Source organism: Arthrobacter sp. BL-252-APC-1A, from assembly GCF_009696625.1.
Lineage (GTDB): Bacteria > Actinomycetota > Actinomycetes > Actinomycetales > Micrococcaceae > Arthrobacter_B.
This window is the reverse complement of sequence record NZ_VULS01000008.1, coordinates 81,498-107,177: the sequence shown is the minus strand read 5'-3', so window position 1 is coordinate 107,177 and position 25,680 is coordinate 81,498. Positions and strand designations below refer to the sequence as shown.

Annotated in this window: 24 protein-coding genes and 1 tRNA gene; 14 read left to right on the top strand and 11 right to left on the bottom strand. The window is 64.2% G+C overall.

The genetic code is table 11. The features are described 5' to 3' along the window. Positions 1-8: 8 nt before the first annotated feature. Positions 9-84, top strand: a tRNA-Ala gene (locus FYJ28_RS12870). Positions 85-138: 54 nt separating this feature from the next. On the opposite strand, the gene FYJ28_RS12865 is transcribed toward FYJ28_RS12870, so the two are convergent. Continuing rightward, positions 139-1,239 carry a saccharopine dehydrogenase family protein gene (locus FYJ28_RS12865; RefSeq protein WP_154579556.1) on the bottom strand — a complete coding sequence of 367 codons (1,101 nt, stop codon included), beginning with the start codon at positions 1,237-1,239 and terminating at the stop codon, positions 139-141. 136 nt (positions 1,240-1,375) lie between these two features. Between FYJ28_RS12865 and FYJ28_RS12860 the strand changes: the two genes are divergently transcribed. Further along, entirely contained in the window at positions 1,376-2,287 is a 912-nt protein-coding gene (locus tag FYJ28_RS12860; RefSeq protein WP_055242169.1) for an NUDIX domain-containing protein, read from the top strand. Here FYJ28_RS12860 and FYJ28_RS12855 read toward each other — a convergent pair. Next, positions 2,284-2,988: a lysoplasmalogenase gene (locus FYJ28_RS12855; RefSeq protein WP_235472065.1), complete on the bottom strand. Its 705-nt coding sequence runs from the start codon at positions 2,986-2,988 to the stop codon at positions 2,284-2,286. The genes FYJ28_RS12860 and FYJ28_RS12855 overlap by 4 nt on opposite strands. A gap of 246 nt (positions 2,989-3,234) precedes the next feature. Between FYJ28_RS12855 and FYJ28_RS12850 the strand changes: the two genes are divergently transcribed. Then, positions 3,235-4,737 (top strand): MDR family MFS transporter, encoded by a 1,503-nt coding sequence (locus FYJ28_RS12850; protein ID WP_195840672.1) that lies wholly within the window; start codon positions 3,235-3,237, stop codon positions 4,735-4,737. A gap of 28 nt (positions 4,738-4,765) precedes the next feature. Here FYJ28_RS12850 and FYJ28_RS12845 read toward each other — a convergent pair whose 3' ends face one another. The 4 genes from FYJ28_RS12845 to FYJ28_RS12830 all read right to left on the bottom strand — a co-directional run bounded on the left by FYJ28_RS12845 (position 4,766) and on the right by FYJ28_RS12830 (position 9,246). Further along, entirely contained in the window at positions 4,766-6,100 is a 1,335-nt protein-coding gene (locus FYJ28_RS12845; protein WP_326831699.1) for a D-arabinono-1,4-lactone oxidase, read from the bottom strand. Beyond that, entirely contained in the window at positions 6,097-7,386 is a 1,290-nt protein-coding gene (locus FYJ28_RS12840; RefSeq protein WP_154579554.1) for an amino acid deaminase/aldolase, read from the bottom strand. Before FYJ28_RS12840 ends, FYJ28_RS12845 begins: the two co-directional genes overlap by 4 nt. 80 nt (positions 7,387-7,466) lie before the next feature. Beyond that, complete coding sequence (locus FYJ28_RS12835) at positions 7,467-8,255, bottom strand: MerR family transcriptional regulator (protein ID WP_154579553.1); 789 nt, start codon at positions 8,253-8,255, stop codon at positions 7,467-7,469. A gap of 34 nt (positions 8,256-8,289) precedes the next feature. After that, a complete protein-coding gene (locus tag FYJ28_RS12830) occupies positions 8,290-9,246 on the bottom strand; it encodes a patatin-like phospholipase family protein (RefSeq protein ID WP_195840671.1) in 957 nt (318 codons plus the stop codon). A gap of 229 nt (positions 9,247-9,475) precedes the next feature. On the opposite strand from FYJ28_RS12830, the gene FYJ28_RS12825 reads away from it, so the two are divergent. Then, a complete protein-coding gene (locus tag FYJ28_RS12825; RefSeq protein ID WP_154579551.1) occupies positions 9,476-10,546 on the top strand; it encodes a fatty acid desaturase family protein in 1,071 nt (356 codons plus the stop codon). A 160-nt stretch (positions 10,547-10,706) separates the two neighbouring features. Then, a complete protein-coding gene (locus FYJ28_RS12820; protein WP_154579550.1) occupies positions 10,707-11,798 on the top strand; it encodes an App1 family protein in 1,092 nt (363 codons plus the stop codon). Positions 11,799-11,807: 9 nt separating this feature from the next. Here the strand turns inward: FYJ28_RS12820 and FYJ28_RS12815 are convergent, their stop codons facing one another. Together FYJ28_RS12815 and FYJ28_RS12810 are read right to left on the bottom strand one after the other, a co-directional pair. Beyond that, a complete protein-coding gene (locus tag FYJ28_RS12815; protein ID WP_154579549.1) occupies positions 11,808-12,902 on the bottom strand; it encodes an FUSC family protein in 1,095 nt (364 codons plus the stop codon). A 125-nt stretch (positions 12,903-13,027) separates the two neighbouring features. After that, positions 13,028-13,957 (bottom strand): LysR family transcriptional regulator, encoded by a 930-nt coding sequence (locus FYJ28_RS12810; protein ID WP_055240897.1) that lies wholly within the window; start codon positions 13,955-13,957, stop codon positions 13,028-13,030. 347 nt (positions 13,958-14,304) lie between these two features. On the opposite strand from FYJ28_RS12810, the gene nrdH reads away from it, so the two are divergent. The 4 genes from nrdH to nrdF all read left to right on the top strand — a co-directional run bounded on the left by nrdH (position 14,305) and on the right by nrdF (position 18,414). Beyond that, positions 14,305-14,550: a glutaredoxin-like protein NrdH gene (nrdH, locus tag FYJ28_RS12805; RefSeq protein ID WP_055240898.1), complete on the top strand. Its 246-nt coding sequence runs from the start codon at positions 14,305-14,307 to the stop codon at positions 14,548-14,550. Positions 14,551-14,749: 199 nt separating this feature from the next. Beyond that, positions 14,750-15,265, top strand: coding sequence for a class Ib ribonucleoside-diphosphate reductase assembly flavoprotein NrdI (gene nrdI / locus FYJ28_RS12800; RefSeq protein WP_154579548.1), 516 nt, complete (start codon positions 14,750-14,752; stop codon positions 15,263-15,265). Continuing rightward, entirely contained in the window at positions 15,262-17,400 is a 2,139-nt protein-coding gene (gene nrdE, locus FYJ28_RS12795) for a class 1b ribonucleoside-diphosphate reductase subunit alpha (protein ID WP_195840679.1), read from the top strand. The genes nrdI and nrdE overlap by 4 nt, the downstream gene beginning before the upstream one ends. 39 nt (positions 17,401-17,439) lie before the next feature. Further along, positions 17,440-18,414, top strand: a complete 975-nt coding sequence (gene nrdF / locus FYJ28_RS12790) for a class 1b ribonucleoside-diphosphate reductase subunit beta (protein ID WP_055240899.1) — start codon at positions 17,440-17,442, stop codon at positions 18,412-18,414. 90 nt (positions 18,415-18,504) lie between these two features. On the opposite strand, the gene arfB is transcribed toward nrdF, so the two are convergent. Next, positions 18,505-18,927 carry an alternative ribosome rescue aminoacyl-tRNA hydrolase ArfB gene (gene arfB, locus FYJ28_RS12785; RefSeq protein WP_055240900.1) on the bottom strand — a complete coding sequence of 141 codons (423 nt, stop codon included), beginning with the start codon at positions 18,925-18,927 and terminating at the stop codon, positions 18,505-18,507. Positions 18,928-19,130: 203 nt separating this feature from the next. On the opposite strand from arfB, the gene FYJ28_RS12780 reads away from it, so the two are divergent. The 3 genes from FYJ28_RS12780 (at position 19,131) to FYJ28_RS12770 (ending at position 21,855) form a co-directional block, all read left to right on the top strand. After that, positions 19,131-20,504, top strand: coding sequence for a flavin monoamine oxidase family protein (locus FYJ28_RS12780; protein ID WP_326831698.1), 1,374 nt, complete (start codon positions 19,131-19,133; stop codon positions 20,502-20,504). 89 nt (positions 20,505-20,593) lie between these two features. Beyond that, a complete protein-coding gene (locus FYJ28_RS12775; protein WP_195840670.1) occupies positions 20,594-21,082 on the top strand; it encodes a hypothetical protein in 489 nt (162 codons plus the stop codon). 83 nt (positions 21,083-21,165) lie between these two features. Further along, positions 21,166-21,855, top strand: coding sequence for a M15 family metallopeptidase (locus tag FYJ28_RS12770; protein ID WP_154579545.1), 690 nt, complete (start codon positions 21,166-21,168; stop codon positions 21,853-21,855). Between the two features lie 60 nt (positions 21,856-21,915). Here the strand turns inward: FYJ28_RS12770 and FYJ28_RS12765 are convergent, their stop codons facing one another. Then, the gene (locus tag FYJ28_RS12765; protein ID WP_195840669.1) at positions 21,916-22,677 is read right to left on the bottom strand and encodes a GTP pyrophosphokinase; all 762 of its coding nucleotides are present in this window, start codon (positions 22,675-22,677) and stop codon (positions 21,916-21,918) included. 274 nt (positions 22,678-22,951) lie between these two features. Then, positions 22,952-23,785 carry an SDR family oxidoreductase gene (locus tag FYJ28_RS12760; RefSeq protein WP_055242184.1) on the bottom strand — a complete coding sequence of 278 codons (834 nt, stop codon included), beginning with the start codon at positions 23,783-23,785 and terminating at the stop codon, positions 22,952-22,954. Between the two features lie 351 nt (positions 23,786-24,136). On the opposite strand from FYJ28_RS12760, the gene FYJ28_RS12755 reads away from it, so the two are divergent. Then, positions 24,137-24,670 carry a CGNR zinc finger domain-containing protein gene (locus tag FYJ28_RS12755; protein WP_055240904.1) on the top strand — a complete coding sequence of 178 codons (534 nt, stop codon included), beginning with the start codon at positions 24,137-24,139 and terminating at the stop codon, positions 24,668-24,670. Positions 24,671-24,774: 104 nt separating this feature from the next. Next, the gene (locus FYJ28_RS12750) at positions 24,775-25,650 is read left to right on the top strand and encodes an aldo/keto reductase (protein WP_055240905.1); all 876 of its coding nucleotides are present in this window, start codon (positions 24,775-24,777) and stop codon (positions 25,648-25,650) included. Positions 25,651-25,680: the final 30 nt, after the last annotated feature.

Below are 25,680 nucleotides of genomic sequence, written 5' to 3'. Positions count from 1 at the left end.
ACTGAATTGGGGCTGTGGCGCAGCTGGTAGCGCACCTGCATGGCATGCAGGGGGTCAGGGGTTCGAGTCCCCTCAGCTCCACCAATTCCAGAAATACCCCGGTCTGCAGACCGGGGTATTTCTTGTTAATGGCCACCTCTAGTCGCTGGCCAGCGTGAGTCCGGCTGAGGCACAGAGAGTCGTGAGGCCTTCGAGCCCGAAGGCCTGGACCGGGCCCAGGACACCGCTGCCGACTGCCTTCCCCTGCTGCAGCGCCATTGCCCCCTCTGCCAGCAGTTCACCGGTCAGCGTATAGACGTTCGGCCCCTGGACATGAACCTCAACGGCAGGCCTGCCGTCCTGTCCGTCGAGCTCTGCTACCGCGTGGCTCAGGGATTTGGAACGTTCCTGCGCGTCCGGTCCGCCGCCTGAGCCGCCTGCCTGTTTGGCAGCAGCGGCGAGCATTCTCTTTCCAGCAGGCACACGTTCCAGCTTCTGGGTCACCCAGGTGAGGGGACCGGCAATGCGGCTCAGGGCGGGGAACCAGCCGTTATATACCTCGACGGCCCCAAGATCCGCGAAGGCCTCGGGCAGGAACAGCACTTCGGTGCCGGTTGCGAGGAAGGCCCGCCTCACCCGGCCGTGGATACGGAAGGCATGTGTCCGGCTGGCCATCCTTGTGTACTGGAGGGAACCGGCGCGCCAGACAGCCGCCGGCAGTGCCAGGCCTTCAGCGAGCGTCGCCCGCGTTCCGCCGCTAATGCCCCGGCGCAGGGAACCAACCGTGAAATAGCCGATGCTCAGCCTCCCGGCCGCAGTACCGGCACGCTCGGCAGCGACGGCCCCCGCCAGGGTGCCGGGAACGTAGTCGTATCCGAAGGCGGGGACCATGGTGGCACCATTGCCGGCAGCCTGTGCCGAATAACGCCGGCGCACCTCCTGGACAAAGTCGACTTCACCCGTGGAATCCAGGTAGTGCGCCCCAACCTCAGCGGCAGCTGCGGCCGCGGCATGGCCAAAGCGGCTGAACGGACCCACCGTGGACACCAGCACGTCGCCGGGGTCCACCAGCGCCCGTACGGTGTCCGGGTCCGTGACGTCGGCAGTCTGGAACGGGAGGCCGTGCGGGTCAGCCAGGGCCTGCAGGCCGGTGTGGCTGCGGCCGGCAAGCAGGGGGCGCTGGCCTTTTGCCAGCAGGGACTCGACGACGAGTCTGCCGGTATACCCGGTAGCACCAAACACTACGATTCTGGACGTCATCGCTGCCTCCTTTCCTGCGGGCACCCGGTTTGGAGGGCAAAGCCGCTTCCGCGCAGTCTAGCCCGGCGGCTGCAGCCAGGCGCCGGGACGGCACTGGTTCCCGGGGCCTGCGAGTGGATATGGCATGGTAGGGGACGTGAGGATTGAACCGCCGGCTCCCGGAGAGCCACGACGCCCGCATGGGCCGCGCGATCCCGGTGACGCCTGGGTGGTTGCACCGGACGGCCAGCGGTACTGGGGCCGTTTCGGCGCCGCAGGCCTGCTCGCCTATGATCCAGGGCGCGGGATCCTGCTCCAGCACCGCGTTTCGTGGAGCCACCACGGGGGCACCTGGGCCCTGCCGGGCGGGGCCCGCCACGAGGGTGAGTCGGCCATGAGTGCAGCGCTCCGCGAATCTGCTGAGGAAGCAGGCGTCCCGCCGAAGTCAGTCCGGCCACGGTTTATAAGCATCCTTGACCTGGAGATCTGGTCTTACGCGACGGTCATCGCAGATGTCACGGCACCCTTCACCCCCGTGATCAGCGACGAGGAAAGCAACGAACTCGCCTGGGTGGCGCCGGCTGAGGTGGAACGGCTGCCGCTGCACCCGGCGTTTGCGGATGCCTGGCAGCGCCTGCGGCCGCTGCTGGATACGCGCCCTGCGCTGGTGGTTGATACCGCCAATGTCCTGGGAGTCGTCCCCGACGGCTGGTGGAAAGACCGGGCCGGTGCTGCCGGCCGCCTGCTCGCTGCCATGGGACGGCTCAGCCTTACCGGGGTTCCCGCCGGGGTCCTGGGCTTGCCTGCGGACTGCTGGTATCCGGAGATTGCCGCGGTCCTGGAAGGCCAGGCACGTTCGGCTGATCCGGGGGAGCATCCGGCTTCGCTGCGGATCATCCGTGCCGACGGTTCGGGCGACGACGCCGTCCTGGCCGAAGCGCAGGAGCTCCTGGGCCGGGGCCGCCGGGTAACGGTCGCGACCAGCGACCAGGAACTCACCAACCGCTGCCTGCGGGCCGGAGCGTCGGTGCTCGGCTCCGGGACGTTCCGCGCCCTGCTGGAGAACTAGCCCCTGGAAACGGGCTTCCCCGGGACGCTCCCGCGCAAATATCCGGCGATGATCAGCCCCTGTCCGGCGCAGTAGGTCAGCATAACCAGGGCGCTGGTGATATCCGGCATCGATTCGGGCATGAAAATACGGAACGCCAGGATGGTGTCCGAAGCCAGGAACAAGACACCTCCGGCAGCGATCACCGGGTTGCAGCGTGCCGCGGTGGCGGCGGTCCCGCCGAGGACCAGGCCGTACAGCGCGACGGCGATTGCCAGGCTGCCCAGCGCAGGCCACAGGAGCACCAGCATAAGTACCCACCAGACCGGGAAGACGAGCGCCCAGCGCGGGAAACGGCCCAGCGCGGCGTATTTCCAGAACAGCCGGATGTAGCACAGATGTGCAATGCCGAAGCTTCCCAGCATCACCGGCAGCTCCGGCAGCTGCGGCAGGAACGTCGCAGCGCCGTCGCCGATCCAGGAGAAGAAGAGTGCCGCCAGGATCAGTGCTGCGGGGGCACCGAACCGGAGTTTCCGCATTCCCCAGAGGGCAGCCACCGCCAGCAGCGGCATGAGCGTCAGCTTCGTGGGCGCGGCAAGCCAGTCTGCCTCCACCGCCCGCGCTGCCACGTGCACCACGGACAGCGCAGTAAACGGGACGAAACCCCACCACCAGTCGCGTGGAAGGATCGAAACCCGGTGATGGGCAGGCGCAGTGGACACAGCTTCTCCTTGGTCGGTTTCTGAGCATCCTATGGCTAATGCAGCTCCCACCTGCGCCGACCCGCACAAACCCGCATTTGCAGGTACGGGGTGGGTCAGGAATGAAACACTGTGGTACGGGCGTTACCGATGAGGAGCATCGACCAGAACGGTCCGGCGACTGCCGGCTTCTGCGCTCCACCTTCCTGACGCTGCCCCGGGCAGCGCCCGCCAGCGACGACGACCCTTGAAGAGGAATTCCCCACCTTGAGTACTGAAGCCCGCCCTGTCCCGACGCCGCTCACGCCGGCGGCGGACAGACCCGCCCCGGACCGCCTGGATGCACGGACCAAGACAGTGATCGGGCTTTTGCTGGTCTCTTCCTTCGTGGTGATCCTGAACGAGACCATCATGAGTGTGGCCCTGCCGCGCCTGATGGCGGACCTGGACATCAGCGCAGCCACCGCCCAGTGGCTCACTACCGGCTTTATGCTTACGATGGCCGTGGTCATTCCGGCCACCGGCTTCCTGCTCCAGCGGTTCAGCATGCGCGCACTGTTCCTCGCCGCCATGTCCCTGTTCAGCACCGGCACGCTCGTCGCTGCACTCGCCCCCGGCTTTGAGACTCTTCTTGCCGGCCGCATCATCCAGGCCAGCGGAACGGCGATCATGATTCCGCTGCTGATGACCACGGTGCTGAACACGGTCCCGGCACACCGGCGCGGAAGCATCATGGGCACCATCTCGATTGTCATTGCCGTGGCGCCGGCGATTGGGCCCACCGTGTCCGGGCTGATCCTCAGCGTGCTGGACTGGCGGTGGATGTTCTGGCTGGTCCTGCCCATCGCACTGCTCGCGCTGGTTCTGGGAGCGCTGAAGGTGCAGAACCTCACTGAGACCCGGCGGACGCCCTTCGACATCCTTTCCATCCTGCTGTCCACGCTTGCTTTCGGCGGCCTGATCTTCGGACTCAGCAGCATTGGCGAGGCCGCCGCAGGCGAGGCGCCCATGCCGGTATGGATCCCGCTGGCCGTTGGTGCAGCAGCCCTGGCGGCGTTTGTGGCCCGGCAGCTGTTCCTGCAGCGAACCGACCGGGCGCTGATGGATCTGCGGACCTTTGCCAGCAGGCCCTTTGTCGTAGCGATCATCATGGTGCTGATCAGCATGATGGCACTGTTCGGCTGCCTCATTGTGCTGCCGCTGTACCTGCAGAACGTGCTGGGCCTCAGCGCGCTGAATACGGGGCTGCTGCTGCTGCCCGGCGGCGTCGTGATGGCCATTCTCTCCCCGATCGTGGGCAGACTCTATGACCGTGTGGGCCCGCGTCCCCTGGTGGTTCCAGGCGCACTGGTGCTCAGCACGGCCCTGTGGGGCATGACCCTGCTGGACCAGGACACACCGGTGGCCCTCGTGATTGCCCTGCACTGCCTGCTCAATGCCGGACTCGGCTTCATCTTCACGCCGCTGTTCACCTCTTCCCTTGGATCCCTGCACCGTTCCCTGTACTCCCACGGAAGTGCGATCCTCAACACCCTGCAGCAGCTCGCCGGAGCTGCCGGAACGGCAGTGTTCATCACGCTCATGACCACTGGAACTGCTTCGGCGCTCAGTGAAGGTGCGGCGGCGGTGCCTGCGGCTGCGGCGGGAGTGCACACGGCCTTCTTCTGGGGAGCGGTAGTATCCCTGGGCGCGCTTGCAGTGTCCTTCCTGGTCCGCCGTCCCGCACTGGATGCAGCCGGGGCGCCCGCGGAATCACCGGCACCGCACTAAGGAACTGCAGTGCTCGTCCGCTCAGGGTTCAGGCTCCGAGCACCCGGTCCAGGTAAGCGTTGGTAAAGACCCGGTCCGGGTCCAGTTGGTTGCGCACGGCCTGGAAATCGGCAAAACGCGGATAACGTTCGGCCAGGGTGTCTGCCTCCAGACTGTGTTCCTTGCCCCAGTGGGGGCGCCCGCCGTGCGCCAGCATCACCTGCTCGACGGCGGCGAAATAGTCTGCCGGGTCTTCGCGGTAGTAGCGGTGGACCGCTATGTAGGCGCAGTCACGGCCGTAGGCAGTGGAGAGCCAACGGTCGTCTGCCGGTGCCCAGCGGACTTCCACGGGGAAAGACACACGCCAGCCCGGGTTTTCTGCCAAGACCTCCTGCAGGGCGCCGAAAGCGCGCTCGAGTGAGCCGGCGGGTACTGAATATTCCATTTCCCGGAAGCGCACCGTGCGCCGCTGGGCAAAGACCCGCGGGGATTCATCCGTGTATTCGCGGCCGCCCAGGGCAGCTGCGGCGGCGCGGTTCACTGCCGGGACCAGAGCCGGAATGACAGTACCCGCCGCGCAGGTTGCCCGGAACACCGTGTTGGAGAGCAGGGACTCATCGACCCATCGCCGCAGCGGCGGCAACGGTGCTCTAATCGAGGTCCACGGAAGTCTGGTGTTGGTCTTTGTCGCTGCCCGCCCGGTGTGGGGAAACCAATAGAACTCAAAGTGGTCGGCAGCCTTTACCCGGTCAGCAAGATCCGCGAGTACGGTTTCAAGCGGTTCGGAACGTTCCTCGGCCCGCAGCAGGAAGGCCGGTACGCATTGGAGCGTGACCTCCGCGATGACGCCGAGTGCGCCCAGTCCAAGGGCAGCAGCGGCAAGCAGCGGATCCCCGCTGTCCAGCGTGAGCCTGCCGCCGTCGGGCTGGATAAGCACCAGCCCGGCAACCTGCGCCGAGAGGCCGCCGTAGCCTGCACCGGTGCCGTGGGTGCCGGTGGAGATGGCGCCGGCAATGGATTGGCGGTCAATGTCGCCCAGGTTTGCCATCGCAAGCCCGTACGGCGCGAGCAGGCCGGGAACCGCATGGAGGCGGGTGCCGGCCAGAAACGTGGCCTGCCCCGTGGCCGGATCCGCCCGCAGCAGGCCCTGCAGCCGGCTGAGGTCCAAAAGCACTTCCGGGGCTTCGGCTATGGCAGTGAATGAGTGCCCTGCACCCACGGCCTTGACCCGCAGACCCGCCGCAGCGGCGTCGGCCACAGCGCGCTGCAGGTCGGCAACGGACGCCGGGGCGTGGACCTGAAAGGGACGGACGCGGACTGTCCGCGCCCAGTTCTGCCAGCTGTACCGGTCGATGGACGCCTGGCGTGCCGGCTGGGCCCTCACAGGAATGCCTTTCCCTCACCGCGGTAGGTCGGCACCGTGGCGGTCACAGCGCCGCCGTTCACCACGTGGAATTCGTTGACTCTCTCGGAGAGCTCCCCGCTCTTGGCATGGCGAAGCCAGACTCTGTCTCCGGGACGCAGTGCTGCTGCGGCTGCTCCCGCCAGCGGGGTCTGGACCTCACCGGCCCCTTCCCTGGGCAGCAGGCGGAGCCCGGGCGGCCATGCCACCTGCGGCTCCCGGCTATGCCCGGGCGGGCCGGAGGCAATCCAGCCCCCTCCCAGAGCAGTTGCAATTCCAGGCGCCGGCCGGCGGACAACATCCAGTGCGACGGCAGCCGCCGGAGCGGGGGAGAAGGCCCGGTAGTTATCGAAGAGGTGCCCGGCAAACAAACCGGAGCCTGCCGTAATCTCGGTGACCGCGGGGTCAGCTGCTGTTGCCTCAATTGAACCGGTCCCGCCGCCATTGACGAATTCCAGGTCTGTTGCTTCGCGCAGACCATGCACAATGGCACCGCGGCGTTCGGTGAGTTCGGCCATGGAGCGGCGCTGTACCCAGCGCATGACCCGGTTCATCGGCCCTGCGCCGGGAACGTTGTCTCCAACACCGGCAACCTGGCCTTCGTACATCATCAGGCCTACCAGCCGGAATCCCGGACGGGCAGCTATGTGCCGGCCCAGCATGAGTGCGTCTTGGAGGCTGTGCAGGGGAGAACGGCGCGTTCCGATGAATCCCAGCAGCGGCGCCTGCCAGGAAGCGTCGGCGTCCAGGCAGACGCGCAACGGTAGACGGCGGACCGCCGGGACAATCGAGTCGATCAGGTCCAGCTGTGACGCGTCGTCGATCATGAGGGTGATCCTGGCGGCCAGGGCGTCGTCGTTCAGCAGCCGCGCCAGGGCGCGCCGGTCAACACTTGGGTATCCCACCATGACGTCGCTGCAGCGGTCTGCGAGCCAAAGCGCCTCCGGAAGCGTGAACGCAAAGACCCCGGCAAAGCCGGGAACCCGCAGGAGAGCCTCCAGTACGGCCCGCACCCGGATGGATTTGCTCGCGACACGCAGCGGAACACCCCCGGCCCTGCGCACCATGTCCTGTGTATTCCACCGCAGCGCGTCCAGGTCCAGCACCGCGGCGGGAGCCGGCAGCTGGGCGGCTGCGCGCCCCAGCCCTTCCCAGTACTCCCCGGGGCTCCGCCATGCCGTGCCACGGGCAGGCACTCCAAGATCCAGGACAACAGCGCGATCTCCCGGACTGCCGGACTCTTCACGGGAACGGTCGGTATGCCTCATGCATGGATACTAGCCACAGACCTCGGGCTGCAGCCGTTACCCGGCGGAGGAGAGCGGGGTGTGGCTTTCGTGGGCGGGAACTAGCCGGCCAGCTTTCCGTCCGCATAGGCCAGCAGTGCCTCACGTACAAAGGCCGCACCGTCCGCCCCGCCGTAGTTGGCAGCGAAACGCGGATCAGCCACGTACATTTCGGCCAGGCTCTTCACGTACCCTGGCAGGCTCTCCGGGCCGGTTGGCGCGCCGGGCACGCTCCGCAGCCAGTCCACGTGCCGGGCAGCAAGCCCCTGGGCAGCGGGGCCGGTGGGATCCGTGCCCTGGGCTGCAGCTTCCGCCCAGGCCCGGCCCAGCTCGGCTGTTTCCTCCTGCCAGGCAGCGCGCTCGCCGTCGTCCATGCCCTTCCACCATTCATCTGAACGTGCGTATGCCTCTTTGCCCCACTTCTGCTCAACCTCTTCCCGGTATTGGGTGTGGTCGAATCCGTCGAAGGTGTTCTCAGCCATGATGTCCTGCCCTTTCTCCAAAGCAGTGATTGTGCGCCGCACCGAGGCGAGCTGCCGGCCCAGGCGGTCCTGTTCCTTTTCCAGCCAGACCAAATGGGTCCGCAGCGCTTCGGCCGGGTTGTCCCCGCGTTCCAGGACCTCCGCGATCTCCGGCAGTCCCAGGCCCAGCTGCCGCAGGAGCAGGATGCGCTGCAGACGAACCAGGGAACGGCTTCCGTAATAGCGGTAGCCGTTGGCGCCGGTGCGGGATGGCTTCAGCAGGCCGATTGCGTCATAGTGGCGCAGGGTCCTGCTGGAGACGCCGGCGAGCCGGGCAACGTCCTGGACAGAGAATTCCCGGTGCTGTTCCCCGGACTCAGTGCTTCTCATGTCTTTCACGCTACGGGTTGACGCTGCGTCAATGTCAACTGGTGAGTTTGGCTGCCAGATCCTCCAGCCGGCCGCTCTCAGCTGCAAGGAACGCTTCAGCAGTCCGGAGCAGGCCGGCGATGTTCGCCGGCGTGGCGTTGTCCAGGGCGTGGTCCACTCCGGGAAGCAGTTCCGTTTGCAGGCGCTGGTACCGCTCGCCCAGACTAAGGCTGAGCAGCCGGCGGGCGAGCCTGCCCGGCGCGCCGTAGAGCGATTCGATCACCGGTTCAAGAATGGCAAGCTGGTCGGGATGGGCGAGCTGGGACACGGCGCTTGGCTCCAGCGAGCCTCCGCCGGACTGTTCACCAGTACCCAATGAGACCAGCAGGATCTCTTCCCCTGGCCTGACGGTCCGCTGCTGCACCAGGGCAATGGTCAACCCGACGAAAGCGGGATCGTTGGCTGCCAGTCCGCCGTCCACCAGTGTCCGCCGGGTCCCGTCCGGTTCCGTGTAGGGAACCGGCTCGAAATACGTGGGAGCGGACGACGTCGCCAGGGCAGCAAGTGCCATCGGGGCGTCGCCAAGGGGATCCTGGTCCAGGCCGCCGCCGCTGAAGAGCAGACCGGTGAAATGCGCCAGGTCCACGGTAACCACCGCCACCGGTTTCAGTGCCGCGGAGAGCGCCCGCTCGCCGAAGTACTGCTGAAGGTATCCACGCAGCGGCTCCGAGGAGTACCTTGCCCTGGACCCGGCGTCTGCTGAGGGCGAGCCGGAGAATATTTCCGCTCCGTGGTCCACATAGAGGTTTCGGAGCTCCTCTGCGCTGTAGCCCTTTCCGCCGGCGGCAGGGCACGTCAGACCGAGCGCCAGGATGCCGCCGGTGGAAGTCCCGACCACCACATCGAAGAGTTCGGCAGCGGGCCGGCCGGTGAGTTCCTCAAGCTTCATGAGCCAGGTAGCGGGAAGGATCCCGCGGATGCCCCCGCCGTCAATTGACAGGACTTTGATCACTGCGGCTCCCGTTTGCTCGGCGGATTGGACCGGTACCTGGTGCAATGCTCGTTGGCGGTGCAGAGCGGGTCAACCAGGGGCGGATGAACCGGTCCGGAGATGGGCAGAACCCATTGTTACGGCAAGGTCACGGCGAATTGCCAGAAAATCGGGTTAGGATTGTCACATCTACTGAGCATTTGCTCTACCTTCGCGGCTGGGAAGTCGAATAGACCAGCCAGAGGCGCTTATGAGCATTGCTGCACAACCACGTACCACCAGGAACCGCGAGAATGCCGTTACCAGCAGTTATTCAACGCTGCTGAAGATCATCCGCGACGAAGGGCTGCTCAAGCGGCGCCGTGCTTTCTACATCACTACCTTTGTGTTCCTCTGTGCCGGCCTTATCGCTGCCGGCACCGGCTTCTTCCTGATCGGTGAGAGCTGGTTCCAGCTCCTGATCGCCGCCGCACTGGGCATCCTGTTCACGCAGCTTGCCTTTATTTCCCACGAAGCTTCCCACCGCCAGGTTTTCGAATCCGGTCCCGCGAATGACCGGGCCGGCCGTTTCCTCGCCAACGCCGTTGTTGGCATTAGCTACCAGTGGTGGATGAACAAGCACAGCAGGCACCACGCCAACCCCAATACTGTGGGCAAAGACCCGGACATCGAGATGGATACCATCTCTTTCCAGGTTGAACAGGCCGAGACCCGCAAGGGCCTCATGGCATGGCTGACCCGCCGCCAGGGCTGGCTGTTCTTCCCCCTGCTGCTCCTCGAAGGCATCAACCTGCATGCCACGTCCATCAAGCACCTGTTCTCCAAGAACAAGGTCAAGGGCCGCTACACGGAGATCACCATGGTCTTCCTCCGGCTGGGTCTCTACGTGGCCGCGGTGTTCTTCTTCCTGCCAGTTGGCATGGCTTTCGCGTTCCTTGGCGTCCAGCTCGGCGTCTTTGGTGTGTACATGGGTGCCTCCTTCGCACCCAACCACAAGGGCATGCCGCTGATTCCACGGGACTCGAAGATTGATTTCCTCAGCCGCCAGGTCCTGACCTCGCGCAACATCCGCGGCCGGGGCATGAACACCTTTATGGGTGGCCTGAACTACCAGGTTGAACACCACCTGTTCCCCAGCATGCCGCGTCCCCACCTGGCCCGTGCCAGCGAAATCGTCAAGGAACACTGTGCCAAGCACAAGATTCCGTACACCGAGGCTTCCCTGACCGAGTCCTACGCGATTGTGGTGCGTTACCTCAACCGCGTTGGTCTCTCGGCCCGCGATCCGTTCGATTGCCCCGTCCGCGCTCAGTACAGGTAGACCAGTACAGCTAAGACTGCAGCACGATCGAAGGACGGCTCCCTGGACAGGGAGCCGTCCTTCGCCTTTGCCGCCCGGGCCGGCCGTGTCTGCTGCTGCGTCCGGCAGCCGGGAAAGAGGGGTGGATCACAAGTTCCTCCGTGTCTGCGAGACTGGGGGCATGCCTTCGACACCCGTACCCGGACTGCCCGCAATGAAACGGACCAAGGACCAGGCGATTCATATTGGCGCCCGGCTGGAGGACCGGTTCCACACGTACCGCATGAATGCTGCGAGCAAGCGCGGGGGAGTGCAGACAGTTCTCCCGTTTACCGGCTACGGATCCGATTCCTGGGTCCGTGTCCTGGGCCGCGTGGTTCTGGCCAAGCCGGGAAAACTGTCAGCACCCGCAAGCGGATCCGTCCAGGCACTGCGCGACGGTGTGCGCGGATGGCGCAACTTCATCAGCCCGCCGGTCAATGATGCCGTGGTGTGCGTCCGGATCGGCGACGAGAAACACCTGGTGACCGCGGACCGCGGGGGAGTCGTCGACGTCGTACTTCCTGCTTCGCTGGCACCGGGGTGGCAGACGGTGAGCCTGCTTCCGGAAGCTGAACCCGACGCTGAGCCGGTGCTGTCACCTGTCTACATCGTGGATCCGGCAGCACGAACCGGCGTCATTTCGGATATTGACGACACCATCATGGTTACCGCCCTGCCGCGTCCGCTGCTGGCCGCCTGGAATACGTTTGTGCTCGACGAGCATGCCCGTACACCTACCCCGGGCATGGCTGTGCTGATGGACCGCCTGGTGCGGGAGAACGAAGGCTCTCCGGTCTTCTACCTGTCCACGGGGGCGTGGAACGTCGCCGCGACGCTCACCCGGTTCATCACCCGGAACCTGTATCCGGCTGGTCCGCTGCTGCTCACGGACTGGGGCCCTACCCGCGACCGCTGGTTCCGCAGCGGCCCCGAGCACAAGCGCACCCAGCTGGAACGCCTGGCGAAGGAGTTTCCGGACATCAGCTGGCTGCTGATCGGGGACAACGGGCAGCACGATGAAGCGATTTACTCCGATTTCAGCCGCAAACACCCGCAGAATGTCAGGGCTGTGGCCATCCGTGAACTCTCCCCAAGTGAGGCGGTGCTGGCCGGCGGCCGGTCCGCGGGGCGCGGAACCACACCGCAGGATATTCCCTGGATCTATGCTCCCGACGGCGCCGGTATGGCACGGCAGCTGACGGACAGGGGTCTGCTGCCCGACGCCGGATAGCGGTGTCCGCTAGGGCTGGTCTTCTTCCGTGCGGATGGTGCGCATGATCCGCCGCAGGCTCATGGCGAGCGAAGCCGTGGCATCCATCGGAGTGTCCGGGGAAGCGTTCCCGTTCATGGTGGTCACCAGTTCCTGCACTGCCTGGACCGCTTCGGCGTATTCCTCAGTGTCCGCATCCCAGGTTTCCACTGCCTCGGCCGAAGCAAGCATGGCCCGTTCCAGGGCCTCGGACACGGTCCCGGGCACGGGGGTCTCCTCTGGAGAAGTCCAGATGGCAGTGGCCAGCACCTCGGTCATGTCCTCCACATAAAGGGTGACGCGTTCCATGGCGCGGAGCGCCCGGAAATCTGCGTTGAGATCACGCTGGTGCCGCCTGCGGCGCAGGTTCCCGTGCCGGCTGGAGTCTGCCAGCTGTACTGCCTCCCGGACCTCTCGGCTGAAGGAAATCAGCTCTGTTCGCCGGTTGGACCAGTCCTCGTGCTCCGGCGGCCAGGATTCGCCAACCGCCATTCCCATTTCTCTCAGCTGGCGGGCAAGGGACAGTCGCAGCGAGGCGAGCCCGTCCACGGCGCCGTTCAGGTGCAGCGGGGGATAGAGCACAGCGTTCACCGTCAGGCCCACCACCACACCGACGAGCATCTGCACGGCATAGCCGTAGGAGTAGCCGTCAGCGTCATCCCCGCCCAGGACCAGCACGAACAGTGCAGCCACCGGGAGGTAGTCACGGCCGGCACCAAGATTGGGGATACCTGCCAGCAGGACGCCCAACCCCACGATCAGGGCAATCGTCCACACGGTTGGCCCGCCGAAGAGCAGCGCAATCAGCGCCAGCCCGATTCCGATGGCCAGACCGATCAGGGTCTGGATTCCGGCGCGCGCAGTTCCAGCCACCGTGGGATACATGCAGACCAGGGCACCCAGCGGAGCGTAGTAGGGGTACTCCGCGGCAACCCCGGGCACCAGCGGGGCGAGAGTCCAGGCGATACCGACAGCTACAGCCGCTTTCACCGCCAGCTGGAACCGGGTGTAGCGCAGCATGCCGGTGAGCCGGTTGGAGACCGCCGCCATGGACGGTTTGGGCAGGGACTTGCCTCGGAGAGCCATGCTCGCAAGTATGCCTGCTGGCCGGCGGGGGCGTCGATTTCTGCGGGCTGGGCCACTCTGAAGGGTCTTGCGGGTCTCAACAGTGACAAGGCTGCCCAAAGGAGAGACATGGCCCCGTCGGTGGATCAGCGGCGGGAGGAACCAGGGGAGATGCTGATGCCCTCCAGCACCTCGGCCAGCCTGTCCAGGAAGACCCGCGTCCGCGGGCCCTGCCGCTCGTTGATCAGCAGGGCGAAGATACTGCGGGCGAGCCGGATTTCAGGGACGTCCAGTACAACGACGCCCTGGCTGTGGTTCAGCATCGCCAGTTCCGGGACCAGTGCGGCGCCAATGCCTGCCGAGGCCATCTCCAGGCTGGCGTTGAAGTCGTCGCAGTAGGCCGCGACCCGCGGATGCAGGCTGCAGCTGGCGAAGAGCCGCTCAATCACCAGTGCGTCCGGTGTGCCGGGGTGGTGCATGATCCAGGGCATGTCCGAGAGCTGTTCGGCGCTTACTTTGGCGCCGGGGCGGATTCCCCAGCGCTCGGGCAGGACGACGCGGAAGTTGTCATCGCCGAGCCACTGCCTGCTGACCGTGGCCGGCCACGCCAGACCTCCCTGCCCCACCTGGAACACCAGCGCGACGTCGAGCTCCCCGCCGGCGCGCAGGCCCTGAATGGTCTGTCCGGGTTCGGCCACGAAAATCTTCAGGTCGATGCCCAGGTCTTTCCAGTCCGGCGAGTTCACCAGCCGGGGCAGCGCGAACGTTGCAAGGCTGGGGAAGATGCCGAGCCGCAGCTCGTGGCCGGTGCCCGCCTCGGCGCGGGCCGCTGCTGCCAGCAGGGCATCCATGTCCGTTAGTACCTTGGCGGCATGGCGGGACATCACGACGGCGGCTTCCGTGGGTACGGCGGCACGCGCCGACCGCTCGAAGAGGGTTGTGCCGGTTTCCCGTTCAAGGGCGGACATCTGCTGTGAGACGGCGGAGGCCGTGTACCCCAGGTGCACGGCGGCCGCCGCAAAGGAGCCGCAGCGGATTACTTCCAGCAGGGTTTTGAGGTGGATCGGATTGACCATCGCGGCGCCCCTTTCCCATCCTTGGTGCCCTGAATCGACGTCGACCACAATATCTAGTGGTGCCAGGTACTACGCGCGACACGCCCAATGGGTGCGACACGCGATCATTCAGCCAGCCCCACAGGCTGTGCATCCCGCCTCCACAGGCTGTGGAGAACCGGGCTCTTCCCTGCGGAAATCCACGAAAATTCACGGCTCTGCCTGTGCAGAAACTGTGGACGACGCACGTGTCGAATGACATACTTGTAATACATCATCTTGGGGTAGGGCATCCGGTGTCGCACTAGATGTAGTGGCTGGATGTAGTATCAATGGACAGACTTCAGCATTACCTAGGGGAGACCACCATGACCGTTACGGTTTACACCAAGCCTTCGTGCGTTCAGTGCAACGCCACCTACCGCGCGCTCGACAAGAAGGGCATCGCCTACCAGAGCGTGGACATGTCCCAGGACCCTGAGGCCCTTGAGCGGGTCCGCGCGCTGGGCTACATGCAGGCTCCCGTAGTCATCACCGAGCAGGACTCCTGGTCCGGCTTCCGCCCGGACAAGATCGAGGAACTCGCACAGGCCAGCGTCACCTCCGTCGCCTAGCCTGAATAAAGCTGGAAGGGCCGGCCGGGCTTCCCTGCTGGACCCACAGATCCGGTTCCGCCGCTTCTCTTAACGGGACCCGGGACCCATAGCAGAACGGCGCACCAAACGCAGGTGCGTCCACCGGAACCAAACGCAGCAAAGAAGACGCAGTAAAACGAAGACACAGCCAGAACCGCTGTCAAAGAAGCAGGACGCCATGACATTGGGATCCGTGATTACAGAAGTCGGAGCCGCTACAGGCACCGGCGCACTGCAGACTCCCGGCAACCCTGTCACGAATGACGACCTGGTGTACTTCACCTCCGCATCCGGATACACCGGAAAATTCGCTGACAAACTTGAACGGCCGGCCAGCCGGATTCCCCTGCTGACCTCCGCTCCCACCCTCCTGGCGCAGCGGCCTTACGTGCTGCTGCTCCCGACTTACGGAGGGACAGCGGCCCAGCCCGGTGCGGCAGCGAAGGGTGCAGTACCCAAGCAGGTCATCAAGTTCCTGAACGTTGAGGCCAACCGGGCATTGATCCGCGGCGTCATCGGAGCGGGCAATACAAACTTCGGGGAGAACTACTGCCTGGCGGCAGACATTATTGCCGTCAAATGCAAGGTCCCCGTTCTCTACAGATTTGAACTCATGGGCACGTCGGAGGACGTTGCCAAGGTAAACCAAGGATTGGAAGAGTTTTGGACACATCAGTCGCAGAAGCCGGCATGACGGACTCCAAGGAGCTGCCGGAAGCCTACAAGGGCCTGGGCTATCACGAGCTCAACGCCATGCTGAACCTCTACGGCAAGAACGGTGAGATCCAGTTCGACGCCGACCGTGCGGCTGCACGCCAGTACTTCCTTCAGCACGTTAACAACAACACCGTGTTCTTCCACGACCTGGAAGAGAAGCTGGAATACCTGGTCAAGAACGAGTACTACGAGCGGGAAACCCTCGACCAGTACTCCATGAACTTCATCCGTGAGCTGTACCAGCGTGCGTACAAGAAGAAGTTCCGCTTCGAGACCTTCCTTGGCGCCTTCAAGTTCTACACCTCCTACACGCTGAAGACCTTCGACGGCAAGCGTTACCTGGAGCGCTACGAGGACCGTGTGTGCATGGTTGCCCTGCACCTGGCCCGCGGCAACGAGCAGCTGGCAGAGCAGATGGTGGACGAAATCATCGAGGGCCGCTTCCAGCCGGCGACCCCCACCTTCCTGAACGCCGGCAAGAAGCAGCGCGGCGAGCTGGTCTCCTGCTTCCTGCTGCGCATCGAAGACAACATGGAGTCGATCGGCCGTTCCATCAACTCCGCACTGCAGCTCTCCAAGCGCGGCGGCGGCGTCGCCTTCGCGCTGACCAACATCCGCGAGGTCGGTGCCCCGATCAAGCAGATCGAGAACCAGTCCTCCGGCGTCATCCCCGTGATGAAGCTTCTTGAAGATTCCTTCTCCTACGCCAACCAGCTCGGTGCCCGCCAGGGCGCAGGTGCCGTGTACCTGCACGCCCACCACCCGGACATCAACCGGTTCCTGGACACCAAGCGCGAGAACGCGGACGAAAAGATCCGTATCAAGACCCTCTCCCTCGGCGTCGTCATCCCGGACATCACGTTCGAGCTGGCCAAGCGGGATGAGGACATGTACCTTTTCTCCCCGTACGACGTCGAAAAGGTCTACGGCATGCCGTTCTCCGATGTCTCGGTCACCGAGAAGTACTACGAGATGGTCGATGATTCCCGGATCAAGAAGACCAAGATCAAGGCCCGCGAGTTCTTCCAGACCCTCGCCGAGATCCAGTTCGAATCCGGCTACCCGTACATCATGTTCGAAGACACGGTGAACCGGGAAAACCCGATCGACGGCAAGATCATCATGTCCAACCTGTGCTCGGAGATCCTCCAGGTTTCCCAGCCCACCACGTACAACGATGACCTTTCCTACGACCAGACCGGCAAGGACATCTCCTGCAACCTGGGTTCGCTGAACATTGCGAAGACCATGGATTCCCCGGACTTCGGCCGCACCATCGAAACCGCAATCCGCGCCCTGACCGCTGTCTCGGACATGAGCCACATCGGCTCGGTTCCGTCCATCGCCAAGGGCAACGACCAGTCGCACGCCATTGGCCTGGGCCAGATGAACCTGCACGGTTACCTGGCCCGTGAGCGGGTCCACTACGGATCCGTTGAGGGCATCGACTTCACGAACATCTACTTCTACACGGTCGTTTACCACGCCGTGCGTGCCTCGAACCTGCTGGCTATTGAAACCGGCCGTACGTTCGCCGGCTTCGAGAAGTCCAAGTACGCCTCGGGCGAGTTCTTCGAGAAGTACGTGAACGGCGAATGGGTTCCGCAGACCGAGCGTGTGCGGGAACTGTTCGAGAACGTGCACATCCCCACCCAGGCAGACTGGGCTGCGCTGCGCGCCTCCGTCATGGAACACGGCATCTACAACCAGAACCTGCAGGCCGTGCCGCCGACCGGCTCGATCTCCTACATCAACAACTCCACCTCCTCCATTCACCCGGTGGCGTCGAAGATTGAGATCCGCAAGGAAGGCAAGCTGGGGCGCGTCTACTACCCGGCTCCGTACCTGACCAACGACAACCTGGAGTACTACCAGGATGCGTACGAAATCGGCTACGAGAAGATCATCGACACCTATGCCGCTGCCACGCAGCACGTGGATCAGGGCCTGTCCCTGACGCTGTTCTTCAAGGACACCGCCACCACGCGTGACATCAACAAGGCGCAGATCTACGCATGGCGCAAGGGCATCAAGACCATCTACTACATCCGCCTGCGCCAGCTCGCCCTGGAAGGCACCGAAGTTGAGGGCTGCGTCAGCTGCATGCTGTAGCCGCCGTCCATCTTCAACTTCTTCAAGACAAGGAAAACAATGACCGAGAAGCTTAAGCTGATCGACCAAGTGCAGGCGATCAACTGGAACCGCATCCAGGACGACAAGGACGTAGAAGTCTGGAACCGCCTGGTGAACAACTTCTGGCTGCCTGAGAAGGTGCCCCTGTCCAACGACGTCCAGTCGTGGAACACGCTGACTCCCGAAGAGCAGCAGCTGACCATGCGCGTGTTCACGGGCCTGACCCTGCTGGACACCGTGCAGGCTACCGTTGGTGCCGTCTCCCTGATCCCCGATGCGCTCACCCCGCACGAGGAAGCGGTCTACACGAACATTGCGTTCATGGAGTCCGTGCACGCCAAGAGCTACTCATCGATCTTCTCCACCCTGGCTTCCACCAAGGAGATTGACGAGGCGTTCCGCTGGTCCACGGAGAACGAGAACCTCCAGCGCAAAGCCCACATCGTCACGGACTACTACCGCGGCGATGATCCCCTGAAGCGCAAGGTAGCCTCGACCCTGCTGGAGTCCTTCCTGTTCTACTCCGGTTTCTACCTGCCGATGTACTGGTCTTCCCGGGCCAAGCTCACAAACACGGCCGACCTGATCCGCCTGATCATCCGTGATGAGGCTGTGCACGGCTACTACATCGGCTACAAGTTCCAGCGCGGGCTGGAAACTGTTTCCGAGGAGCGCCGCCAGGAGCTGAAGGACTACACGTACGAGCTCATGTACGAGCTGTACGAAAACGAAGTCCAGTACACGCACGACCTGTACGACGGCGTCGGGCTGGCTGAGGACGTCAAGAAGTTCCTGCACTACAACGCCAACAAGGCCCTGATGAACCTGGGCTACGAGGCCATGTTCCCGTCCACCCTGACGGACGTGAACCCGGCTATCCTTTCGGCGCTGTCCCCGAATGCGGATGAGAACCACGACTTCTTCTCCGGCTCGGGCTCGAGCTACGTGATCGGCAAGGCCGTGAACACCGAAGACGAGGACTGGGACTTCTAGTACCCGGACTCGTTCTTTCAAGAGACGCCGCAGCAGGCTTGGGAGCCTGCTGCGGCGTCTCTTGTTTAACCTGCGGTGGGCCAGAGGACATTAGTCCCTCGGGGGCTTCTGCCGCTGCTGTTTTGTTGCTGATCGCTGCTTTTTTGCATCAAGGCGCCGATAGTTCGAACCGCGGGTGGGTTTGGTCCGGCGGCGTGTCGCAGGGCCGGGTGCGAGTCCGTCGGCCACCATCTCGGCGAGCTTGGCCAGGGCTGTCTCCCGGTTGCGCAGCTGGGAACGCTGTTCGGAAGCCGTAACAACAAGTGCTCCGGCAATCAGGCGGTGTTTCAACCGGTGCATGAGTCTCGCCCGCTGCTCTTCGGACAGAGCCGCCGAGTCGGCAACGTTCCAGGTCAGGGCTACACGGCTGTCCGTGGTGTTGACGTGCTGGCCGCCCGGGCCGGACGAACGGGAGAACCGCCACTCGAGTTCGGCAGCGGGGATCGTCAGTGCAGGCGATACCAGTAAGTCCATGGATCCAGCGTCGCACGAATGTGCTGCAGGTCGGTCATGACTATGTGCTCCCTCCGTTGGCTTCCAGGCCCTTATGGACATGGTGGAAGTGCTGTGTGAAGACGAATGTTCCCGAGATTACTCGGTAAGACAAGGGGTTCAAGGGCGTCCCATTACTGTGAATCGAAAAGGTTTTCCGCGATCTGAAAAGGGGAGCTAGGACAGTGGATATCTTCACGGAGGATTTCGACACCATTGTGGTGGGCGCAGGAGTGTCGGGCCTCAGTGCCGCCCGGGCGCTGGCAGCCAACGGTCAGCGGGTCGTGGTGCTGGAAGCACGCGACCGCATCGGCGGGCGCCTTCATACCGAGCGCCTCGACGGCCGGGTCACGGACCTCGGTGCCTCCTGGATCCACGGCGTCGACGGCGGACCGCTGCACTCGCTTACCCGTTCCTTTGACATGCCGGATGTTGAGTTCACCGTGGGAAGCTACCAGGCCGGCGGGCGGCCCATCGCCTACTACTGTCCGGATGGAACACGCCTGCCCGACGGCGCTGTGGAGCGCTTTGTCGCCGACGCCGCACTGGTAGAGGTGCGGCTGGTCAAGGTCATCGAGGCCATGGCACCAGGCGCCAGCTATGCGGAAGCGGCGCGGACCGCGGTCGGAGAGGTGGCGGCAGCGGAAGGCTGGGACGCCGAACGCACCGAACGCGTTGTGGAGTACCTCGACCACCGCAGCGAGGAGCAGTACGGTGCCGATTCCCGCCTGCTCGACGCACACGGACTCGAGGATGAAGTGATCAGCGGGGATGAGGTGGTCTTTCCCCGGGGCTATGACGAGCTGGCATCCAAACTGGCAGCCGGGATCGATGTGAGGCTTGAACACGCGGTGACCCGCGTCCGCCGGATCGGGGCCGCCGGAGTGGAGCGCGGCGTCGTCGTGGAGACGGATCAGGGCGTATTCACCGCGGCCCAGGCAGTAGTCACGGTCCCGATCGGTGTCCTGCAGTCGGACCTGATCACGTTTGATCCGCCGCTGCCAGAGCTGGTCACCGGCGCGATTTCCCGTTTTCGGATGAACGCCTTCGAAAAGGTCTTCCTGCGCTTTCCCGAGCGCTTCTGGGACGCAGACGTGTATGCGATCCGCCGCCAGGGAGAAGCCGCGAAGTGGTGGCATTCCTGGTATGACCTCACGGACCTTCACGGGGAGCCGACGCTGCTGACTTTCGCGGCAGGGGAGTGCGCGCAGGAAATACGGGAGTGGTCTGATGAACGGGTGGTGGACTCGGTCATGGCATCGCTCCGGGACATCTACGGTTCCCGGACGCTCGATCCGGTTCATGCGAGGATCACCGACTGGCAGGGTGATGTTTGGGCGGGCGGGGCCTACGCGTACATGATGAAGGGATGCACCGGTGAGGACCACAGCCGGATTGCTACGCCCATCGACGGGGTGCTGCATCTCGCCGGGGAAGTGACCTGGGAGGATGATCCTGCCACCGTGAACGCTGCCCTCTGCTCGGGGCACCGTGCCGCAGAACGGATTCTCGGTGCGGAGATTCCGTACTCATCGCTCTCGACGGCGGGTGTCCTTTAGGGACTGCCGACGACCGCTCCGGGCCGGCACCGCTGCGGTATGTAAGGATGGGGCGGACGGGCACATGAGTGCCCTCCGACGGGGGACACATGCGAACGCAGTGGCAAAGACGAATGCTGGCCGCCGGAGTTGCGGCAGCCGCCGCTCTGACTGCGGCCTGCGGTTACTCCGGGGATCCGGCGGACGAAAGTGAAGGCGTCACGAACTTTGCCGCCATCATTGAACTGTCGGAGTTCAGCTCAATCGGGGACCTGTACGACGCCGCAGACGCCGCCTTCGGCTGCGGGGAGGGGACGACCGCCGAACCGGTCGAGTTCACGTTCGACATCTATACCCCTGAGTACGCGATGTGCACCGACTCGCTTCAGCTAGTGCTGTACCAAAGCTGGACCGACCGCGAGAAAGTCCACGAACGAATAGTGCAGGGTGGGGAGAATTCCCCCGACGGATTCGCTGAAGGAGAGAACTGGCACGCTTTCGAGCTGCCCCGTCCAGAAGCGGCTGACCCGGCCGACGTCCAGTCCCTGGCCGAGGAGCTTGGCGGAGTCTGGGTGCAGATCGGCGGAACGGACTCGTAGGCGGCCTCTCCTGCATACTGCACGTTTCGCGTCGGTACTGCTGTGCGCTGCGGGACTGTGGGAAAGTTGCAGGGGAGGAACAAATGCCGCGCCAGCTCGTCAAGACACACATTGCCCTCATAGGCTGTGTCTGCCTTTGCCTGCTGGGATATCTCTCCTGGTTCGAGTCCCAGGCGCAGCAGGCATCCGCACAAACGGCGCGGCTGGACTTTGATTCCCCGGACAGCCTCGCCGTCGTCGTCAACAAAACCCGGCCGCTGGCGGATCCTGCGTATATTCCAGCGGAACTGCACGACGCCGGCGGTGTGCTTTTGCGCCCCGAGGCAGCTGGCGCCTTCGGTCAGCTTAGCGCTGAGGCCGCTGCTGCCGGTGTTGGGATAACGGCTGTCAGCGGTTACCGAACCGCTGCGGACCAGGCGCACATCCATGAGTCGTACTCCGCCAGCTACGGTGCCCCAACTGCGGACGGCATCTCGGCCCGGTCCGGACACAGTGAACACCAGACCGGGTTGGCCGTAGACATTGGCAACGCGGACGGATCCTGTGCGCTGGAGCCCTGCTTTGAAACTACGCCGGCCGGTGCCTGGGCTGCCGCCAACGCCCACAGGTACGGCTTTGTGATCAGGTATCCGGCCGGTGCCACTACGATCACCGGATTCGCCTACGAGCCGTGGCACCTGCGTTTCGTTGGTACGGAACTTGCTGCCGAGCTTCACGAGACCGGCCAAACCCTGGAAGAATTCGCCGGGTTTCCTCCGGCTCCCTCCTACTGAGCCTCACGGGCAGTGCCGGGCCTCAAGCCCACGGGACTGGTCTTTCCCTTGCCCTGGAAACTACCCGTCTGCGGGACAGAGCTTGTTGAGCCGGTACTTCAGCTTTCCTTCGCGGCTCGCATCGCTGAGGGAAGCTGTCTTGTCTATATAGTCCTGGCCGAATTTGCTGAGCAGCAGATCGTCCAGGATACGGACGTGACCAGCAATGAACCGGTATCCCATTCGCTCTGTGAGGGCGTCCCAATCGGCTTCGGTGAGCAGCCTGTTTGCCTCATCCACTGTTGTGATCCCCACTGCGGCCATCAACTCCACCAGCCACTGGTAGTGCTCACGGCGGCTTCGGGGATTTTCAGGAAGTTCGGCGACGAGCATACTGGTGAGTTCCTTCGCCGTGAGTTCTTCGGTTCCATGCACCAGGGTGTTCACCGGGGCCGTCGACTGGCTCTCCCGGCTCATTTCGGTATGAATCGTCACAAACTGATCGTCTGCCAATTCAATCAGCCCGGACGCCAGCGTAAAGGCACGATTAATTGCAGGATTCACGTCGCCTGAGGATTTGTACCTGATGTCGTGCTCGAATTCCGCCCAGGCATGCTGCAGGACGGTTTTCACCTGAACCTCGAATCGCTGTCCAATGTGCTGGCCGCACCCGGCAGGGTAATCATCACCTACCTCGAGGATGAGGTGGTGGGCGGCGTAGCCGATGGTTCCTTCACGGAGATGTACCTCTGATTTGTCCTCATCCTTGATCACGTTGAACTGCCCTGTCAGGGCTGTCACCACACGCGATACGTCGGGTTTGATATGGGTCCGCAACGGCACGGTCAACCATGGTATTAGTGCCGGAATTCATCATTGAACTTCCTCTCAACCGTTGGCCTTTGCGGAAAGTTCGAGAATAGAACGAGGGATCCATTCCTGCTACGCCATGGACACACGGAACCGGCAAAACGCCCCGAAAAGATCCAAGCGAGCCCTGCGAGTGCCGGATTTTCACTGCCGCCGTTCCGGCGTTCCACCCCGCAACAGTGCCCGCCGGCCCAGAGCGACGGCACCGGTTCGGCGATGCAGTGTTTAACCGGGGTTTAACCGGGGTTTAACCGGCAGACTTGGCCCGCTGCCCTGTATCCAGTGCCGCCACCACGCCTCCGTCGACCAGCAGATCCACTCCGGTCACAAAGGATGCATCGGCGCTGAGCAGGAACGCCGCCGCGTTGGCGATATCCCCGGGAGTGCCTACCCGCCCGGTTCCCGATCCCTCGATCATTGCCCGCATTTGCGCGCCCGACTCGCTTGAGAGCTCCTGCTGGCCCATCGGCGTCGAAATCACCCCCGGGCTGATGCTGTTCACCCGGGCGCCCCGGGCACCCCAGCGCAGGCTGGCCGCCTGGACCCGGACCTGGTTCGCGCGCTTGGCAGCGCTGTAGGCGAAACCCGGATGGTCGATTCCTGTGACAAACGGCAGCCCCAGCAGATCGTCCGCCGGTTTGGCAGCCAGCTCGGCGAGCGCATCAGCCGGGATGTTGCCCCCTGCCATGTAGGCGGACATGGAAGAGACCACCACTCCGGAGCCTCCGGGAGCAATCACCTTCTCGAACTCTTCCAGCACCAGTGCAACGCCGTAGAGGTCCACCTTCCAGATCGCCTCTGCCGGTGCCTGGGCAGGGGAGAGGCCTGCGGTGTGGACGACGCCGGTGACCCGGCCCAGCTCCCGGGCAGTGGCCGCGAGCGCCGCAACCGAATTCCGTGACGAGACGTCCACTCCCTGCGAAGCGACGTCGTATCCCTCCGACACCGCGGTATCCACCGCGTGTTCCAACAGGGTTTCGTTGAAGTCGGCGAGCAGGACCTTTCGTCCGGCCCCGCTCCGGCGCAGGACTGCCAGCCCCATACCCCCGGTTCCGATTATTACGAGTACATCCGTTGACATGGCCTGCTCCATTCCCGTTGGGTTCCTTCCCAGTGTTCTCCGGCCGGGGACGGGCGGCAACGGCTCGGAGGCGCGTCCGGCCGCTACGCGGGATATGGGGAAGGTTCTGGAGATAAAGGTGGGCCCGGATAAACCCTGCTGAGTGGACGTGCCGGCATCAGCGTGCCGGCCTCCTCGAGTTCCACGCGCCTGGCCGGACAACGGACACACTCCACGTACACCACGTGGCCTTGGGAGGTCCGGTGCCTGGAGGTGACTGCCCACCCGTGCTCGCAGCCGAAGTGCGCCGGTGCCTGTATCAGTTGCCGGTTCGGATATGTGTTCATGTCACGAGCATGCTGTAATGCCGTTATGCATCTCAACCCTTACGGCGAGTACGCCGTCCTGTTTGCCGCCTCGCTGGCCAATGACTGGCCGGACTCACGCGGCGGCATAGTCGCCAGGGCCCGCGAGCACGGCATGACGATGGCCTTTCCCCAGGCGCCCGGTGACCATACCGAGGTGCGGACGGTGGTTGACCGGTGGCTGGCGGTAGTCGACGCGACGGACCCGGCCCGGCGGGCCGAACTGCTGAACGAGATGATGAAGGACGCCGCGGCGTACCCGCGGCTGACCGACCATGACCAGGAAGGCTGGCATCTGCACTACCGCGACGGCGGACAGTCGCTGGCCGAAGTCCTGCTGGCGGTCTTCAGCGTCGGGACGGCGCTGCACCTGACCACACGCGGCATGACCCGGCTGCGGCGCTGTGAAGCAGGTGTTGCCCCGGGTGATCCGTGCCGGAACGTGGTTGTGGACATCACCCGCAACGGCCGCCAGCGTTTCTGCTCCGTCCGGTGCGGCAACCGGGCAGCGGTCCGCCGCCACCGGGCAGCACACAGCTAGCCCTGCATGGGGCAGCAGGTCCCCGCTGCGGCACTGCAGTCTGTGCTCGGAAGGCAGAGTGCGGGATTCTGGAAGCTACGAGCTGTTGCACGCTAGGAGCTGCGATGAATGCCATTATGCCGAAGCTGACCTTGAACAACGGTGTAGTCCTGGATGCCGTGGGCTTCGGGGTGTACCGGAACCCGCCTGCCCAAACCACCGTTGCAGTGGAGACCGCGCTGGCCAACGGCTACCGGCTCATCGATACGGCCGCGGCCTACCGCAATGAAACCGAAGTGGGGGCGGCCCTGGCCCAGTCCGGCGTCGACCGCGCAGAACTCTTCATCACCACCAAACTCTGGGTTGACGACTACGGCTACGACTCGGCACTGCGGGCCTTCGACGCCAGCATGGCCCGGCTGGGACTGGACGTGCTGGACCTGTACCTGCTGCACCAGCCCCTGCCGTCGGACTTCGAGGCGACGATTGCTTCCTACCAGGCGCTGCAGACCCTGTACGAGCAGGGGCGGGTCAGGGCCATCGGCGTCAGCAACTTCAGCGTCCGGGAGTTAAGCGAACTGATGGCGGGCACCGACGTCGTCCCTGCCGTGAACCAGATCCAGGTGCACCCCTATTTCAGCGAACCCGCCCTGCGCGCCTTCAACCTCCAGAACGGCATCCTGACCGAGGCCTGGTCTCCCATTGGCGGCGTCACCCGGTACTGGGACCATGGTCCCGGAGCAGGACCGAAGGATCCGCTTCACGACCCGGCAATCGTCGCGATTGCTGCCGCGCATCACAAGACCCCTGCCCAGGTGATTCTGCGGTGGGAGATCCAGCTGGGTATCTGCGTGATTCCCAAATCGGTGACGCCCAAACGGATCGCGGAAAACATTGACCTGTTCGACTTCTCCCTCAGTGCCGCCGAGCTTTCGGACATTAGTGCCCTGGATACAGGAATCCGTTCCGGACCGGATCCGGACACGATCGCGCGCAGCTGAGCTGGGCTGAGCTGAACCCCGCGTCCGTGC

What these genes read in the sequence shown, in the direction of transcription:
- nrdI (WP_154579548.1), top strand. Translation starts at nt 14,750, where the DNA reads ATGACATTGGGATCCGTGATTACAGAAGTCGGAGCCGCTACAGGCACC.
- FYJ28_RS12835 (WP_154579553.1), bottom strand. Translation starts at nt 8,255, where the DNA reads ATGAGAAGCACTGAGTCCGGGGAACAGCACCGGGAATTCTCTGTCCAG.
- FYJ28_RS12770 (WP_154579545.1), top strand. Translation starts at nt 21,166, where the DNA reads ATGCCGCGCCAGCTCGTCAAGACACACATTGCCCTCATAGGCTGTGTC.
- FYJ28_RS12760 (WP_055242184.1), bottom strand. Translation starts at nt 23,785, where the DNA reads ATGTCAACGGATGTACTCGTAATAATCGGAACCGGGGGTATGGGGCTG.
- FYJ28_RS12775 (WP_195840670.1), top strand. Translation starts at nt 20,594, where the DNA reads ATGCGAACGCAGTGGCAAAGACGAATGCTGGCCGCCGGAGTTGCGGCA.
- FYJ28_RS12815 (WP_154579549.1), bottom strand. Translation starts at nt 12,902, where the DNA reads ATGGCTCTCCGAGGCAAGTCCCTGCCCAAACCGTCCATGGCGGCGGTC.
- nrdH (WP_055240898.1), top strand. Translation starts at nt 14,305, where the DNA reads ATGACCGTTACGGTTTACACCAAGCCTTCGTGCGTTCAGTGCAACGCC.
- arfB (WP_055240900.1), bottom strand. Translation starts at nt 18,927, where the DNA reads ATGGACTTACTGGTATCGCCTGCACTGACGATCCCCGCTGCCGAACTC.
- nrdF (WP_055240899.1), top strand. Translation starts at nt 17,440, where the DNA reads ATGACCGAGAAGCTTAAGCTGATCGACCAAGTGCAGGCGATCAACTGG.
- FYJ28_RS12820 (WP_154579550.1), top strand. Translation starts at nt 10,707, where the DNA reads ATGCCTTCGACACCCGTACCCGGACTGCCCGCAATGAAACGGACCAAG.
- FYJ28_RS12840 (WP_154579554.1), bottom strand. Translation starts at nt 7,386, where the DNA reads ATGAGGCATACCGACCGTTCCCGTGAAGAGTCCGGCAGTCCGGGAGAT.
- FYJ28_RS12750 (WP_055240905.1), top strand. Translation starts at nt 24,775, where the DNA reads ATGAATGCCATTATGCCGAAGCTGACCTTGAACAACGGTGTAGTCCTG.
- FYJ28_RS12865 (WP_154579556.1), bottom strand. Translation starts at nt 1,239, where the DNA reads ATGACGTCCAGAATCGTAGTGTTTGGTGCTACCGGGTATACCGGCAGA.
- FYJ28_RS12825 (WP_154579551.1), top strand. Translation starts at nt 9,476, where the DNA reads ATGAGCATTGCTGCACAACCACGTACCACCAGGAACCGCGAGAATGCC.
- FYJ28_RS12810 (WP_055240897.1), bottom strand. Translation starts at nt 13,957, where the DNA reads ATGGTCAATCCGATCCACCTCAAAACCCTGCTGGAAGTAATCCGCTGC.
- FYJ28_RS12755 (WP_055240904.1), top strand. Translation starts at nt 24,137, where the DNA reads ATGCATCTCAACCCTTACGGCGAGTACGCCGTCCTGTTTGCCGCCTCG.
- nrdE (WP_195840679.1), top strand. Translation starts at nt 15,262, where the DNA reads ATGACGGACTCCAAGGAGCTGCCGGAAGCCTACAAGGGCCTGGGCTAT.